The sequence below is a fragment of the Paraburkholderia sp. DD10 genome (genome assembly GCF_049177125.1).
GTDB lineage: Bacteria > Pseudomonadota > Gammaproteobacteria > Burkholderiales > Burkholderiaceae > Paraburkholderia > Paraburkholderia terricola.
Genome location: NZ_CP185394.1, coordinates 138,183 through 151,560, shown reverse-complemented (window position 1 = coordinate 151,560; position 13,378 = coordinate 138,183). Strand labels below are relative to the sequence as shown.

At 63.0% G+C, this 13,378-nt stretch carries 15 protein-coding genes; all 15 read right to left on the bottom strand.

Annotated features, from left to right (window positions below):
• Positions 1-2: 2 nt before the first annotated feature.
• The 15 genes from ACOCG7_RS34410 to ACOCG7_RS34340 all read right to left on the bottom strand — a co-directional run bounded on the left by ACOCG7_RS34410 (position 3) and on the right by ACOCG7_RS34340 (position 13,110).
• Entirely contained in the window at positions 3-332 is a 330-nt protein-coding gene (locus ACOCG7_RS34410) for a TrbM/KikA/MpfK family conjugal transfer protein (protein ID WP_421380729.1), read from the bottom strand.
• A 1-nt stretch (position 333) separates the two neighbouring features.
• The gene (locus tag ACOCG7_RS34405) at positions 334-801 is read right to left on the bottom strand and encodes a hypothetical protein (RefSeq protein ID WP_421380726.1); all 468 of its coding nucleotides are present in this window, start codon (positions 799-801) and stop codon (positions 334-336) included.
• On the bottom strand, positions 801-1,607 hold the full coding sequence (stbB, locus tag ACOCG7_RS34400; protein ID WP_421380723.1) for a StbB family protein: 807 nt from the start codon (positions 1,605-1,607) through the stop codon (positions 801-803). The genes ACOCG7_RS34405 and stbB overlap by 1 nt, the downstream gene beginning before the upstream one ends.
• Complete coding sequence (locus ACOCG7_RS34395; protein ID WP_421380720.1) at positions 1,576-3,294, bottom strand: LPD7 domain-containing protein; 1,719 nt, start codon at positions 3,292-3,294, stop codon at positions 1,576-1,578. Before ACOCG7_RS34395 ends, stbB begins: the two co-directional genes overlap by 32 nt.
• Positions 3,295-3,582: 288 nt before the next feature.
• A complete protein-coding gene (locus ACOCG7_RS34390; protein WP_421380717.1) occupies positions 3,583-4,602 on the bottom strand; it encodes an IS110 family transposase in 1,020 nt (339 codons plus the stop codon).
• 118 nt (positions 4,603-4,720) lie between these two features.
• A complete protein-coding gene (locus ACOCG7_RS34385) occupies positions 4,721-6,523 on the bottom strand; it encodes a type IV secretory system conjugative DNA transfer family protein (protein ID WP_421380714.1) in 1,803 nt (600 codons plus the stop codon).
• On the bottom strand, positions 6,520-6,882 hold the full coding sequence (locus ACOCG7_RS34380) for a hypothetical protein (protein WP_421380711.1): 363 nt from the start codon (positions 6,880-6,882) through the stop codon (positions 6,520-6,522). Before ACOCG7_RS34380 ends, ACOCG7_RS34385 begins: the two co-directional genes overlap by 4 nt.
• A gap of 9 nt (positions 6,883-6,891) precedes the next feature.
• A complete protein-coding gene (locus ACOCG7_RS34375; protein ID WP_421380708.1) occupies positions 6,892-7,449 on the bottom strand; it encodes a hypothetical protein in 558 nt (185 codons plus the stop codon).
• The gene (locus tag ACOCG7_RS34370; protein ID WP_421380705.1) at positions 7,446-7,745 is read right to left on the bottom strand and encodes a hypothetical protein; all 300 of its coding nucleotides are present in this window, start codon (positions 7,743-7,745) and stop codon (positions 7,446-7,448) included. Before ACOCG7_RS34370 ends, ACOCG7_RS34375 begins: the two co-directional genes overlap by 4 nt.
• Positions 7,742-8,230, bottom strand: a complete 489-nt coding sequence (locus ACOCG7_RS34365) for a DUF3717 domain-containing protein (RefSeq protein ID WP_421380702.1) — start codon at positions 8,228-8,230, stop codon at positions 7,742-7,744. Before ACOCG7_RS34365 ends, ACOCG7_RS34370 begins: the two co-directional genes overlap by 4 nt.
• The gene (gene virB11, locus ACOCG7_RS34360) at positions 8,227-9,264 is read right to left on the bottom strand and encodes a P-type DNA transfer ATPase VirB11 (protein WP_421380699.1); all 1,038 of its coding nucleotides are present in this window, start codon (positions 9,262-9,264) and stop codon (positions 8,227-8,229) included. Before virB11 ends, ACOCG7_RS34365 begins: the two co-directional genes overlap by 4 nt.
• Before the next feature lie 32 nt (positions 9,265-9,296).
• The gene (locus tag ACOCG7_RS34355; RefSeq protein WP_421380696.1) at positions 9,297-9,944 is read right to left on the bottom strand and encodes a hypothetical protein; all 648 of its coding nucleotides are present in this window, start codon (positions 9,942-9,944) and stop codon (positions 9,297-9,299) included.
• An 11-nt stretch (positions 9,945-9,955) separates the two neighbouring features.
• A complete protein-coding gene (locus ACOCG7_RS34350; RefSeq protein ID WP_421380693.1) occupies positions 9,956-11,308 on the bottom strand; it encodes a TrbI/VirB10 family protein in 1,353 nt (450 codons plus the stop codon).
• Positions 11,309-11,326: 18 nt separating this feature from the next.
• Positions 11,327-12,259: a TrbG/VirB9 family P-type conjugative transfer protein gene (locus tag ACOCG7_RS34345; protein WP_421380690.1), complete on the bottom strand. Its 933-nt coding sequence runs from the start codon at positions 12,257-12,259 to the stop codon at positions 11,327-11,329.
• Positions 12,256-13,110, bottom strand: a complete 855-nt coding sequence (locus ACOCG7_RS34340) for a virB8 family protein (protein WP_421380687.1) — start codon at positions 13,108-13,110, stop codon at positions 12,256-12,258. Before ACOCG7_RS34340 ends, ACOCG7_RS34345 begins: the two co-directional genes overlap by 4 nt.
• Positions 13,111-13,378 lie beyond the last annotated feature (268 nt).

The window sequence follows — 13,378 nt, the reverse complement described above, 5'->3', positions numbered from 1 at the left end:
TTTCACGGACCGTTCTCAACGCTGCCGTATTTCGAGTTGACGGAACCCTTCTGGTTACTGCCAACCGATCGACACTGGTTCAGGTAATCACCACGCGCGTTCGAAGTGCCACTCAGATCGAAGTGTCCGTGGTGATAGCGCACAATCGAAAAGTAGTTGGCCTCGTACTCGCTGCATTTCTGGCCGCCATTACCACCGTTCATCAATCCTGCCAGACAGAGAACAGCGCCGCACGCGTCTTCGTTGTCGTCATCGGCGTGCGCGGGTGTCATGGCCACTACGCCTGCGAGAAGGAAGCCGGCCATGGCCAGCGCGTTTAGCGATCGTTTCATTTCAGTATCTCCCGTAGTTGCCGAGAAGATGCAGCGCGGCGACAGCGCCGACGGACAGGAGTGCCGAGCCGAGCGCCGTGCAGACCGACCAGATGGCAAGCTCGATACGACCGATGCCGCCACCGCCGCGGTGCCGCTCCTCGCGCAGAACATCACGAAGCAGATCACGACTGCGGCCGTTGGCTTCGTCGTACTGCCTGAGTGAGATCTCGCCAAGCAGTTGATCACGGGCCTCCGAAAACCGTCCCGCTTCGGCCAGCACATCGGTGCTCGATGCTGCGAACTGGTTGAGGAACTGTTCATAACGCGACGTGAATCGCAGCAGCGTCAGCTCGCCGTCGTCCTTGAACTGCTTGCCGCTCGCCTCGAGGAGTTGCGACAGGTCCTTCACGTCGCGGCGCAAAAGCGAGAGTTCGCCCAGCACCGCGCCGATCAGTTCCTCACGGATCGAATCTTCCGGCGCGCCCATCAGCGCACCAGAAGCCGGAACGCGTCGTCATGCTCGCGCTTTACGCGCGTGGCCAGTCGTTTGACGGCGACCATCTGACGGATATGGGCTCGCTGCGGCTCCGGCGTATCGTCCTCCATTGACCGCGCGTTCCACGCAACATAATCAGTTGTGTCGCTGTTGACGTCAGTAATAGTCTTGCCGATCGTCTTGATCTTTTCGTAGATGGGATTTTCATAAATGACTGCGGATGGATCGAGAACAAAGCCACCCACCGCCGCATGACGCGTAAACAGGCGACCGAAAACCTTGTCCACATTGCTCTTCGGATCAACGCAATTGAACAGCAATCTGATCCGGTCGGACGCTATGCCCAGGGCGTTCAACTGATCGAGCGTGGCTATCGTATCGAGCTGTTGCTTCAGAGGCGGCACGGTCGGAACAATGAACATGTCGAAGTCCTCGTGTGACCCGTCGTAGCTTTGCATCAAGGCGACAAAGTCTTCGACGTTGGATGCCCCCACATCGACGACAACGTGCCGCATGGTCATCATCCGGTCCTGCAATTCATCGAACTGTTTGCCGCGCAGGGCGGCCCTCTCTGTACCATCCGAGTTGATCGACTCGATCGATATAACCTCAGCGCCTTCCAGCCGAGGCGCCAGAAGGTGATGAGCAATGGTAGTTTTGCCGACGTTGCCCGAGAAATTGATGACGGCGATTTTCATGGTGCGTCTCTCCGGTTGTTGTGTGAATTGAGTCGCGACCGCGCGTGCAGCGTCGGTCACGTGTTCGTTACGGGTCGATTTCGAGCGTTGGCGCGTCATGGCCAGCCTCCTGGGTTTGCGCTGCGGGCTGTGCCTGTTCACGCGACGGTTGCTGCCCATCTCTGCCCTGCCCGGCGCGCTCGAGCTCGATCTGCTCGCGCACAGCCTCGATCGTCGCCTCGCTGACCTGTGGCATCGGCACGTCCAGTGGCCGGTTAGCTGCACGCGCCTCGGCCACGGCGCTTTCGAACTCCCCCATCAGCTTCTCCCGCTGCCGCTCCGGCAGGCCTTTGATCTCGTCGCGCAGCACCTCGCGTGCGGCGTGAGCCTTGATCCGTTCGCGTGCCTCCTCGAGCGTCTTCTGCTGCTCCTTTGAGTACTTCCAGTCCCCGTTCAGGAACCGCTCCCGCGCCTCCTCGATCCGACGGCGCTCATCAACTTCGCGGCGCACGCTGGCCAGCGCTTCGCGCTGCTCGCGCGTGGGCAGGCCCGGCACATCCGGGGAGAACACCAGCCATTCGTTGCGCCGGCTCCCGACTGACTTCGGGGCAAGTTCGGTACCTTTCTCGTCGAACTGGCGCTGCAGCGCTGTTACAGTCTTGCTGCCGCCCTTTTCCAGCTCGACCCGCTGTCCGGGCTGCACACCGCTTTCGCCGATCGCACGCTCAAGATCCAGCCCCCACACGGTGCGCTCGCCATTCTGTGTTCGCACGGTCGCGTAATAGCTCGGGTTCTGCTTTTCGTCGTGGTTGAACGGCGCCGCGCCGTGCGCAACCAGGACACCAGCGGTGACCCCCGCCGGCGACTGTTCCAGCGACGGCGAGGCCGGTTGTGGGCCTGCCGCGGGTTGGTCGACCTGCCGCGTTTGCTGTCCGGTCTTCGAGACCGTAGGCGAAGGGCCGCGGCTCGTGGCCTGCGATGCCGGAACCGGCCCGGTGAATGCACCTGCCGCCGGATCCTGCACGGGACTGACCGGGCCCGGCGCGTCCTGTTTCTGGCCCGCTGTCGTTTCCAGCGAGTTCGTACGGGCCGCCTCACCGTTGTTTGTCCTGTCACCCGCGCCGATACGCATCGCCTCGCGGGCGGCAGTCAGTGCGGCGCGATCCTGCGCGGCAGGTTTGAAGCCACGCGTCGGCACGCCGGCGAGCTCGGCCGCGATCCACGCCTGCCGGCGGAATTCTTCGCTGCCCTTAAGCTGCAGCTCACCCCAGTTCTTCGCCTTCGCGACTTCGACCATGTGGGCGATCACCTCCCGGTCCTCGCTGGCTGTTGATAGCGAGCGGCCCTTGTCCTCGAAGTGCACCGTCTCGCTTTTGCGATCGAGAAACTTGCCCTCATGCGCCACATACTGGTTACTGACGGACTTCGGCACGTCATAGCCGGTCTTCTCGAAAACCGGTTTCGGGCGAATGATGTTCTCAGGCTCGTCGCCTTTCTTCGCGAGCGGCTTGCCGGTGCCGGCGGCCGGCTTCACCGCTTCGTCGGTGGCTGTGCTGGTCGCTGCGTTGGTTGATGGGTCGCGTCTGAGAAGCTGCTCTACCCTCTCCCGGTCGGCCGCGCGGATCTTCTTCAGGCGCTCTCCGGCGGCGTCATCGACCGGCGTTTCCGAACTGCCGGGCACGGCGCCCGCGTCCGGCTCGTTCGCCGGCGGCGTGACGCGCGCGCGGATGGTCGACGCATCGCCGGCATTGGCCGCGTCGCGTTCGCGGTAGTCGATCCGGTCGGCGGGAAATTCGATTTCGTTCATACCGTCACTATATGAACGCGTCCCGTTTGCGACAGTTTTTCGTGTGTGCTGATAGACAGGATGGGCTGCAGTTCTATATCCGGCCTTGTTGCAGCCGGTATTGCCGCTGCGGGCCTCTATGAAATACGCTGACTCGCACCTCATTCTCCTGGCGAGCTCGAAGCTCATGACGGTATTCAGGTTTAGCGAGTCCAGGTCCTACCTGGCTTGTCATCACATTCGATTGCTGCGCAACCTTTCGACGTTCATCCTGTGTTAAAAGTTGATCTTGCGCGTGAAGCGCGCCGGTCAGGTTGGCTTAACGCTCACATGGTCTTTCTGGTATGGCACGCCATGAGCCAATACCGCCCAGATCATGCGTGCCATCTTGTTCGCCAGGGCCACCACAACTACATTCGTTGGCCGGCGCTTCTTTATCTGCTCGACCCACGGACCAGGCTCCTTCATATTTGTCAATACGGATCGCGCCCCATGAATCAACAACGTGCGCAGATAGGTATCGCCACGCTTGCTGATGCCATGCAGATTCACCTTTCCCCCGGAGCCCGTTTGCTTCGGCACGAGACCTGCCCACGCGGCGAACTCCCTTCCCGAACTGAATGCCTTTGGATCGCCCATCATCGCGACCGCTGCCGTTGCGGTAAGCAGTCCTACGCCGGGAATTGCGCTGATCGCCTTCACCGCCCGGTCTGCCTTTTTCCACTCACGCATCCGGCGCTCGATCTCGCCAATCTGCGCATCCAGTCTTGCCAGCCCATTCCATTGCTCGCGCAACGTATCGATCAGCGCAGCCGGCAGGCGATCTGCGATTCGGCCGAGTACGCCGGGAATGTCCCTATCCAATGCAGCTCTGCCCTTGCTCATCACTTCGCCATATTCCGTCAGTAGCCCGCGCAGTCCGTTGACCTGCATCGTGCGAAATGCCACCAGTTGTTCGCGCATTCGGTGCAGCGCCAGCATCGCTTGCTGCATCTCGGTCTTCACTGCGACCGGCTTGCCGGGTTGCTGCACGGCCATCCAGATTGCCCGTGCGTCCGCAGCGTCGTTCTTATTGCGAATGTTGAACGCCTTTACGAACTCTGCAGGCATCAGTCTTACCTCGTGACCCATCCTCGTCAGTTGCCTTGCCCAATGATGCGCGCCACCGCAGGCTTCCATCCCGACGAGGCACGGAGCACGGTTTGCGAAGTGCTCCAGGAATTTCGCGCGCTTTATCTGTTTGTTCACCATCTCTCCGGTTTCCTGATCAATGTAATGGACTTGAAACACATGTTTGGCGATATCAACGCCCACTGACAGACGATTCATCTGGATTCTCCGGTTTTGGCTAGGAAACTCGTATTGTCCACAGGGGAACTCCGAGCGCATAAAACCGTGAGAATCGACTTACTTCTGTTCTCACGCTTACGGATGGGACGCGTTCATATCATTCTCCTTGCGGTTCAGGTTGTGATTGAGGGGTTGCGGTCTGCCCCGACACGGCGGCCGCCGCCGCTGCTGTTTCGGGCAGGACTTCGCGCAGATAGGGCATCAGCTGGAATAGCGATGCGCGGATGCTGTTGCGGTTGGCGAGATGCACAGGCGCGAGAACGCCGATCTCGTGCTCCCTGACATCGCGAACCTCGCGCGCCTGACCGGCCGACTGTCTGGCAGGGTCCGCGGCCGCTTCAGCCACTAATGCCTGCTGCGCGCGGCGGGCCGCGTTCTGCGTCTGCCACCACTGCTCGACATCGATCTTTGGCACGGGGGCGCATAGCTCGCGCGCGACAAACGCAGCGTGTTTCATCTGCGTTTCGTCCGGAAGCTTCGGACCGAATCCGAACCAGGCGCGACGGCGGTTGGTCTTTTCCAGCTTCGCCATCACCCCCTGCAGGTAGGGGCTCTGCCGCACGAGCCGGTCGACGAGCTCAGCGTCTTCATAGAAAAACGCCTTTTCGCACAGGATCGGCTCACACCCTTCGATCGTGATGATCTGTTTGTTGTGCTTCAGTGCCCGCAGCTCCTGCGGCAACATCAGTGGCCTGCCGTGCTCCGACTCGTTGGTGCTGGTCGACGAACTGCGGCCGCGACTGCGGCTCTTCGAGCGCGCCATATGCGTGAAAGTCCCCAGCATCTTTGAATATTCTTCCGACTCCTTCACCGTGCGCGGCGCATACAGGCTGCGCATCTTGCAGTTGATCGCCAGCGTTTCGGCGCCATGCCTGCCGTACAGTTTCGGATCCTCGATCTGGGACATGCCCTGGAAGATCAGCATCAGCCTGAGGTTGTAGCCGGCAATGAACGCGTTGGCCGTATCGATGATGTCGATCTTGCCGGGCGCTGCAAACTCGTCCATGAGCATCCCGCACTGGTATTTCAGCGCAGGATTCCCGGCGGGCAGCTCGCGCGTGTTCAGGTCGATCAGCTGCGAGAAAAAGAGATTGACCAGCAGCGCGCCCGCCTTCAGGTCGCCCGGCTTGATGCCCACATAGATCGACATGCGCTTTTTGCGCACGTCGGCCAGATCAAAGTCCGAGCGGCTGGTTGCCGCGTCGACCACTGGATTGCTGAAGACGTTCAGCGGCGCGGTCATCGTCGATACGATGTTCGCGAAGGCTTCCTTCGACTGCGACAGGAAGCGGTTCAGCGCATCGAGGCATTCGAAGCTGAGCGCCGGCAGCCCGTCAGTCGCGTGCGCTGCATCGGCGCGCGTGCTGACGATCGACGAGATGTGCTCACGGATCGCCCTGCCCTTGCCCGAAGCCTGGCGCAGCACCTCGCCGAACGTGCATGGCAGCGAGGGCGTTTCCAGCAGATACAGCACGATCCCGATGAAAAGGTTGCGCGCGTTGTCGTTCCAGTACTTCAGGCGTGCATCGACGTTGGACGGATACAGGTGTTCGCCGATCGTCATCACGTCACCCACCCGCGTGTAGGGGGCACGGCGCTGGATATATTCCAGAGGGTTGTACGCGTGCGAGCGGCCGTCTTCCGAGAACGGCGCCCACAGCCAGGTTTCGTGACCGCACGCGCGCCGGTAGCCGGACGTATACAGGTAGTTCTCTTCCTTGATGTCCTCGACCACCACCGAATCGGGATAGGTGAGAAGATTCGGGATCACGAGCGACGTGCCCTTGCCGGAGCGGGTGCCGGCCGCCGCCATCAGGAAATCCTGGCCGTAATACTTCAGGTATTCACCCTTGTATTTGCCGACAATGAACGGCGGATACAGCTGTTGCGAAGTGCTCATGGCTGTTTCCTCTCCAGCAGGCCCGCTTTCACGATGTCGTGACGGGTGGCGAACCGGGCCTCGCCAAACTGCGCGAGGCGCTTGCGGCCCGACACCAACGCCATCGTGATCACGACCACGGGCAGGCCGGTGATGACCACCGACAGCAGCGTGCACACCCTGAGTGCGCGCACCACCGCCGGCACGTCACCGTACGCATGCCAGTAGTCGTATAGCGTGAACACGCCCGCGCTGCCCTCCGGCAGCTTCTGCATCTTCGCGAAAAGCTGGCCGCCAGCGAACTGGCCGAGGAACGCGAAGCCGCACAGGATCAGCAGGAAGACCACGGCGGGGATCAGGATTCGAAGCGGTTTCGGCATGGTCTGTCCTCAGTGAGTGGACGCGTCGCTATTGATCACAAATTCAGCCGCGTCAAATCCGACGATCGGCCTGGCGGGCAACCCGCCGGTCTGATCGGCGGCCGCGATCAGCACATACAGGCCCGCTGCAGTTTCGTCGTCGCAGTGTTCGAGCACGCTTTGTGCGGCGCGCAGGATCGGCATACGCGCGCGCAGACGTTCGAATTTCGCGTAGGCGTTGCGCGCAAAGTTCAATGGGCGGTCGCCCGTGATGCGTTCGGTCATGCGCGCGTGACCGTCACCGAAATGCAACGGCAACGGTTGCCCGGCACAGCCCACTGTTTGGCTGTTCAGCCACGTGGTTTCCGGTGTCATGCGGTCCGCAAGCTCGAGCATTGACAGGGCGATTCCCAGCAACTCCCGCCGCGGCACCGACACGTTCGCGTCGATCTGGCTGCCCGGCTTGCCGTTCGCCTTGACGTCGCGCACCGCAAACGTCACGTGATCCGGGTGGTCCGGCGCATAGCCGTTGCCGCCCTCGACACAGATCCACTTCCCGCCGATACGGAATTTCAGATGTGTTCTCATGCAGCCATCTCCGGTTGTTGCGGATGCGCGGTCAGCTCGCGCTGCAGGCGCATCGCGTCGCGCACGTTATCGAAAGGTCCATGAAACTGGTTGCTGCGGGTCGCCGTACAGCGATCGACCGGCTCCCACAGCAGGTAGTGCCACTCGTCATGAACCGAGTACCGCGCGATCGTCCAGCCCGACGGATGGACCAGTGCAAAGTCGCCGGACGCTCGCCATTTGCACTGGCCGTCAGCGTTCGCGTGCGCGGCATCGGCGATCGTTGCATCCGCGGGAACCGGAAGATCTGCCTTCATTGCGGGAGCGCTCCGGGTGGATGGGTGGACAGGATCCGCAGGGCGTCGCGCTGCGCGTCGTCCAGTTCGGCGTCGGTGCTACCCTCGCAGCCGTGCACGATCACCGCGCCGTAGAGCCGCGCCAGCGCGCGGGCCTCTGCACTCGCGGCAAAGGCTTCGTCTGACGGCGAACGCATGCGCCATCCCCTGATCGCCGCCTCGATATCGCTGATCGCGAAGTTCATACACGGTCCTCCCTGCGAACGAGCCAGTGCGCCTTGAAGCCCCGCGCCCACGACACCGCGTAGACGACGCACAGCGCGAGCACGCCGTACTGACGGGCCCAGCCACGCCATGTCGAACCAGAAGGGCTGTGCGGCCAGTCCGAAGATGCAGGCCCAGCGCCGCCATCTGTCACGGCGGTCCTGCGACAGGAACACGGCGAGCGCACCGCACAGGCTGATCACGCCCTGTTCGATCAGCTGCGCTGCGGCATCGGCGCTCATGAGACACACCCCAGCAGCTGCGCCTTGCCGATCGGGTCGTACCAGATCTCGGTGAGCCGCTTGTTGCGCATGAAAAGAACCAGATCCACCGTGACGCGCACCTGTTCCATGATGAATTGCCAGTCGAGCGTCTGGCCGACCGCGCTCTGCTTGACCAGCGTCGCGATGCGCGAATGTGCTGAACGCGCATCGTTGCAATGCACCGTCGTGATGCCGCCGGGCGTGCCCGTATTGAGCAGCGTCATGTAGTCCCACGTCTCGTCGCCGCGCAGCTCGGCGAGGAACACGCGGTCAAACTTCATGCGCAGCGTGGAGCGCACCAGTTCCTTCGCCGGCAGCGTGTCACTGAAGAACATGTGGACGCGGTTCGGGTGGTTCGGCAGTGACAGCTCCGGTGTGTCCTCGATCGTGCCGATCCGTTCATCGGACGGCACGAGGTCCGAGAGCGCCTTGTTCAGCGTGGTCTTGCCGGAGCCGGTGCCGCCGGCGAGCACAATGTTCAGCCGGTTGGCAACGGCAAGCTCGAGCATGCGCGTGACGTTGCGCTGACCTTTCGCCTCGAGCATCTCGAGCTCGAACGGCTGCAGCCAGTCAGTGCCAGACGCATCCCGTCGCGGCGACACGTCGCGATAGCCCTCGAACCAGCCATTGCGCTCATATTCGACGACCCGGAAACGCACATCGGAGGGGATGCGGATCGTGATGGAGATCGTGTCCTGCTCGCAGGCCGGTTGCATCAGCACGTGCCCGCGCTGGCCTTCGGGCAGCACCACCGGATGAATCGGCTCCTTCGTCGAGAATTTGCCGCCCTTCATCACCGTCAGCGCGTTGGCGAGCTTGAAGCACGCATCGAGCGAGCAGGCCGGTGCATCGTGCCGTCGCCATCCGGCACTGCCCTGTGTCCAGATTTCACCGGGACGGTTAATCGCCACCTCGGTGAGGCTACCGTCGAAGAAGTTCGAGATGCCCATCTGTTTGAGGAAGCTGCGGGCGATCGTGCCTTTCTCGATCACATCGATTACGACTGCGCTCATTGGTATTCCTCCACGGTTCAGGTCTCCATTCATCAGCGATCGGCCTGCGGCTCGATTTCCACTGACACGCGATATGGGCGGCGGTCATCCGGCACGCTGCTGGCGAGTTCGCGAAGGGTTTGCGCCGGCGACGTGGAAACCACGGTTGCGCTCAGAGGCGCGGCCGGCCGGGTCCATTTCCATGCCGCACCGCCAATCGCCACTGCGCAGAGCGACGCTGCAAGCAGGATGTGTGGTGTGCGTGAGGGAAGTCGTTCGTGAATCGGCGCCGGTTCGGCCGGCTGACGTTTAGTTGTGTGTGATTTCGTTGCGTTACCGACCGCATGATTGGCTGGCTCATCGAGTGACGGCAACGCGCTGTCGCCCCACTCCGAAATCGTCAACCCGATACGCGCCCCGACACTGCGCAGCAGGTTGCGCCGCAGCGGCGCTGACATGTCGTCGATCAGGCATCCGTCGAGGGTCATGCAATCCTCGAACGCGTGCTCGTTGGCGATCTGGCGCAGGGGCAGGGTATCGGGGACCACACGAGAGCGGCGTGCATCGACCCGTTCGGCCAGCTGGCGAACCGTGTTGCCGTAGAAACAGAAACGCAGGGCGTTGCGTAATCTGGTCTCGAACATGTCGCGATCGAGGCCTTGTAACGGGAAATCGTCCGGGTAGGTGATGTTCAGGTTCATGGGTCGCCTCCTCATTGCTGCCCGTTCTGGCCAACGGGGTTGCCCTGCGCGTCGACGTTTTCATACACGCCGCTCAGATCGACGTCGCGCGCCACAAAGATATTGATGACCGAGCCCTGGTTCGAATAAGCCGTCGGCGGGATGTTGATGGTGTTACGCAGCGTCTCGGCAGCCACGTCCTGCGTGGCGTTCGAACTGTTCGAGAACGTGATCTGCTGCCCGGAGCCGGTCGCCTTGTTCGCCAGCGCCTGGCCGAAGTCGCCAATCAGGCTCACCATCAGCGCGCCCTTGAACCGCTGCCAGAAATGCTCATCGACGTAGGCCGGGATGCCGGCGGCGCCGAGCGGATCGGTCGCGGGCGAGTTCAGTGGAATACGCACGTCGCCGTCGTCGATCTCGTCCCAGATCGCGCCGATCACGCCCTGCCCCTGGATCACCGCATCGCGCTGCTCGCCCTTCGCCATCGCACCCTTGCGAACGAGCAGCGTCGTGCCATCGTCGGACCACACGTCCTGCGCGATCGGGCACCCGATCAGGCCCGGCCGGTCGGTACGGATCGCCGTCGCCTGGCCGCACCGGATCATCGTGTTGCGACTGAGCAGGTAGTGCCGGTTCGGCCGGAACGAGGCCTGCATCGGCTGCAGCTTTGACGGCTGCAACGACTGGTCGATCGGCGAACCCCTGGTGTCGCCCGCGTCCGTCCTGCTGGTCGAGCCCGACGCACCGCCCGCATTGCCGCCGCGCAGCGCTGACATGCCCATCGACCTGGCCATGGCGGCCAGACCGCCGGCGTCGCGGCCACCGGTTCCGGAATTGCTGTTATCTGCGGTTTCATTCGCTGCCACGGGACCATCGTCGCTGCGGCCGGAATCGTTGTTCCCGTCATTGGCCCTGCCTGAGACGAGCACGCTGCCCTGCAGGCGCCGCTCGGCTGGCGTCAGTGGCCGCGGCTGGTTGCTGGCGGCCGCGGCCTGCCCGCCTGCCGCACCACCCGACGATGCCGCGCCGGCCGGCGTCGCGAGGCGGGAATTCGCCGCAGCGGCGGCTGCGGCCTCCGACGCTGCACGGGCGCGATCTTCCGCACTTTTGATCCGGTCCTTCTGCGTTTCCAGATCCCCACTGGCGTCACTCGCGCCGCTGTCTTTCGGCCTGTTCAGCGCCGCCTGCTTCGCGTCCTGATGCTGCTCGAACAGGCGCTGCAGATAGATGGTGACGCCCGATGCACCCAGTGCAATTACGGCTAGTGCGACCAGTACCAGACGCAGCTTGCCGACGCGCGTCTTGCGGCGGCCCGGCAGATCAAGCGTTGGCTGCGGACCGGCATCGGTCGCCGACGCAGGTTCCATTTCGTTGCGTTCAGTCATGCCCTGTGCGCTCCCTGGTCAGTTCGTCGACGCATCGGTGTCAGTGCGCCCGATGCGCCCGATGCGAGCGCTGCCCGGCACCGACGAGCCCGCACGGTTGTAGTAGCCATCAGGCGAATAGCCGTCGTTGCGGATACCCAGCACCGACTGGCCGTAGCGGATGACAAACGAGCCCGACACCTCATGCACCACAACGGTGTCGCCTTCCATATGGAAGTTCGCCGTCGCCTCGCTGCCGTCGGGCAGTTTCGTGAAGATTGCCGGCAGGTCGCGCGCGGTTGAGTACTTGAAATACGTGAACCGGCCGTCGTCCCACAGCGCCGTGGGCGCGAGTGCGCGATCGCCGCGCATCATGTATTGGGTATTGGCCGCGGGAACCGACGCCACCGGCGTTCCCCTCGCGACTCCAGTGCTTTTTGCGATCGATGCGGGAACGGCCGGCCCGTTGCCTTGCTGATTGACCGTCTGACCGCCCAGCGCTGCGCTGACCGCTTCCCGCCGGCGCTGCTGTGCGCTCGCTGCTCTCGCGCGTGTGTCTGGATAGTCGAATCGCAGGATCCATGTCGCCGGCTGCGCGGCCGAGACATCGACAAGCGACAGCGAATAGGTGCGCCGGTTGGTGACGAGCACAAGATTGGTTTCCGGTTGCAGCGCCCCCGGTTTGAGCAACGCACCGCTCTCATTGATGGCGACATGCCACGCCCTGGCGTCTCCAATGCCCTCGCCGCTGTTGATCACGTGTTCACCCGGCTCGAACTGGATCATCACCACGCGCCCCGGCATCGTCGCCACGCGATAGGCCTGGTCCGGATCGTAGGTCGCGCACTGGATATGCCGGTCCGGGCCGCAGCTGTGTGGTGTTTCGAGGGCACGAGCGGATACCGGCAGCAACGCGACGCTCGCCGCGACCGCCGCTGCGCTCGCGGATCTGCGGAACGTTTTTACCCTCATGCCGGACCTCCGGATGCGGCAGGGGTGGACGCCGGCCCCGACGCCCCCCCGGCATCGGCGGGCGCGCGGGTCCAGTCGCGCGTGACCTCGTAGCTCGTGCAGCGAAAGCCGTCCGGGTTGATATCCTGCTGATCCTTCTTTTCCGGAACGTCCACGCGTGTGAACGCGACCGTCGCAATCCAGTACGTCGGATCCGGACGCCTGACGGCCGCATTGAGCCAGAGCAGCTGGCGGGAGAAGAACACCTGCGCCGTCGATCCGACGAACGTGATCGAGCCGACGTGTGCAACGACCCGCGCCTGATCCTTCAGCAGTTTCAGCGGCCCCGCCGGGCCGCGCACGAGCCCGTCATAGGCTTCCTTCTCGTGATCGTCACTCATGAACATCACCGCAGCGTGCGTATCCGAGATCGTCTCCCAGTCGTAGCTCTCGCGCAGTTCGACGTAGCGGTGCAGATCCGCGCGATCGGTCTTCTCCGAAAAGGTGACGTGTCCGTTCGCTGTCGTCGGCAGCACATCCACCTTGCCTGTCCTGTCGTTCACACGCAGCACGGCGGGCGGGTTGGGCCGCTTTAGTAGTCCTAAAGCCCCCATGCCAGAAACAGCGGCGAGCGCGACAACGCCCGAGAGCACCGAGCGCCGGTCGGCGATACGGGCCTTCTCCTGCGCGGCTTCGACCTTCGACTTTTCGAAGGCCTGCGCCTGTTTCAGATACCAGCTGACCGCATCGCGCTCACCCGACTCAGCTCCGTTCGCCGGCACGTCGGGGCCCGCGGTAGACCCGCCGGGGCTTCCCTTGCGGTTGCGCGCGTTCGCTCCCGACGCAAACCATTGCCTGATAGTCGACGCCATCCTGTTCCTCACTTCGGTGCCGCAGGACCCGACTGCTGGGCCAACGGTTGATTGACGGGTACCCACTGACCAGTCGGCTCGGGTGGCTTTGGCGCCGAACTGCACGCCTGCAGCGCCAGGGCCATCAGAAAAATTGCGACGGGAGGTTTCATGGTCTGCGCTTCTCCTTTGGATTGAGCGAATAGCGCGTACTCTGTGGCATTTAGTAAAACAGCCTGATCGATACCATCGCGCCGATCGTTGCCACCACCGCCGCGATCAGCCACCA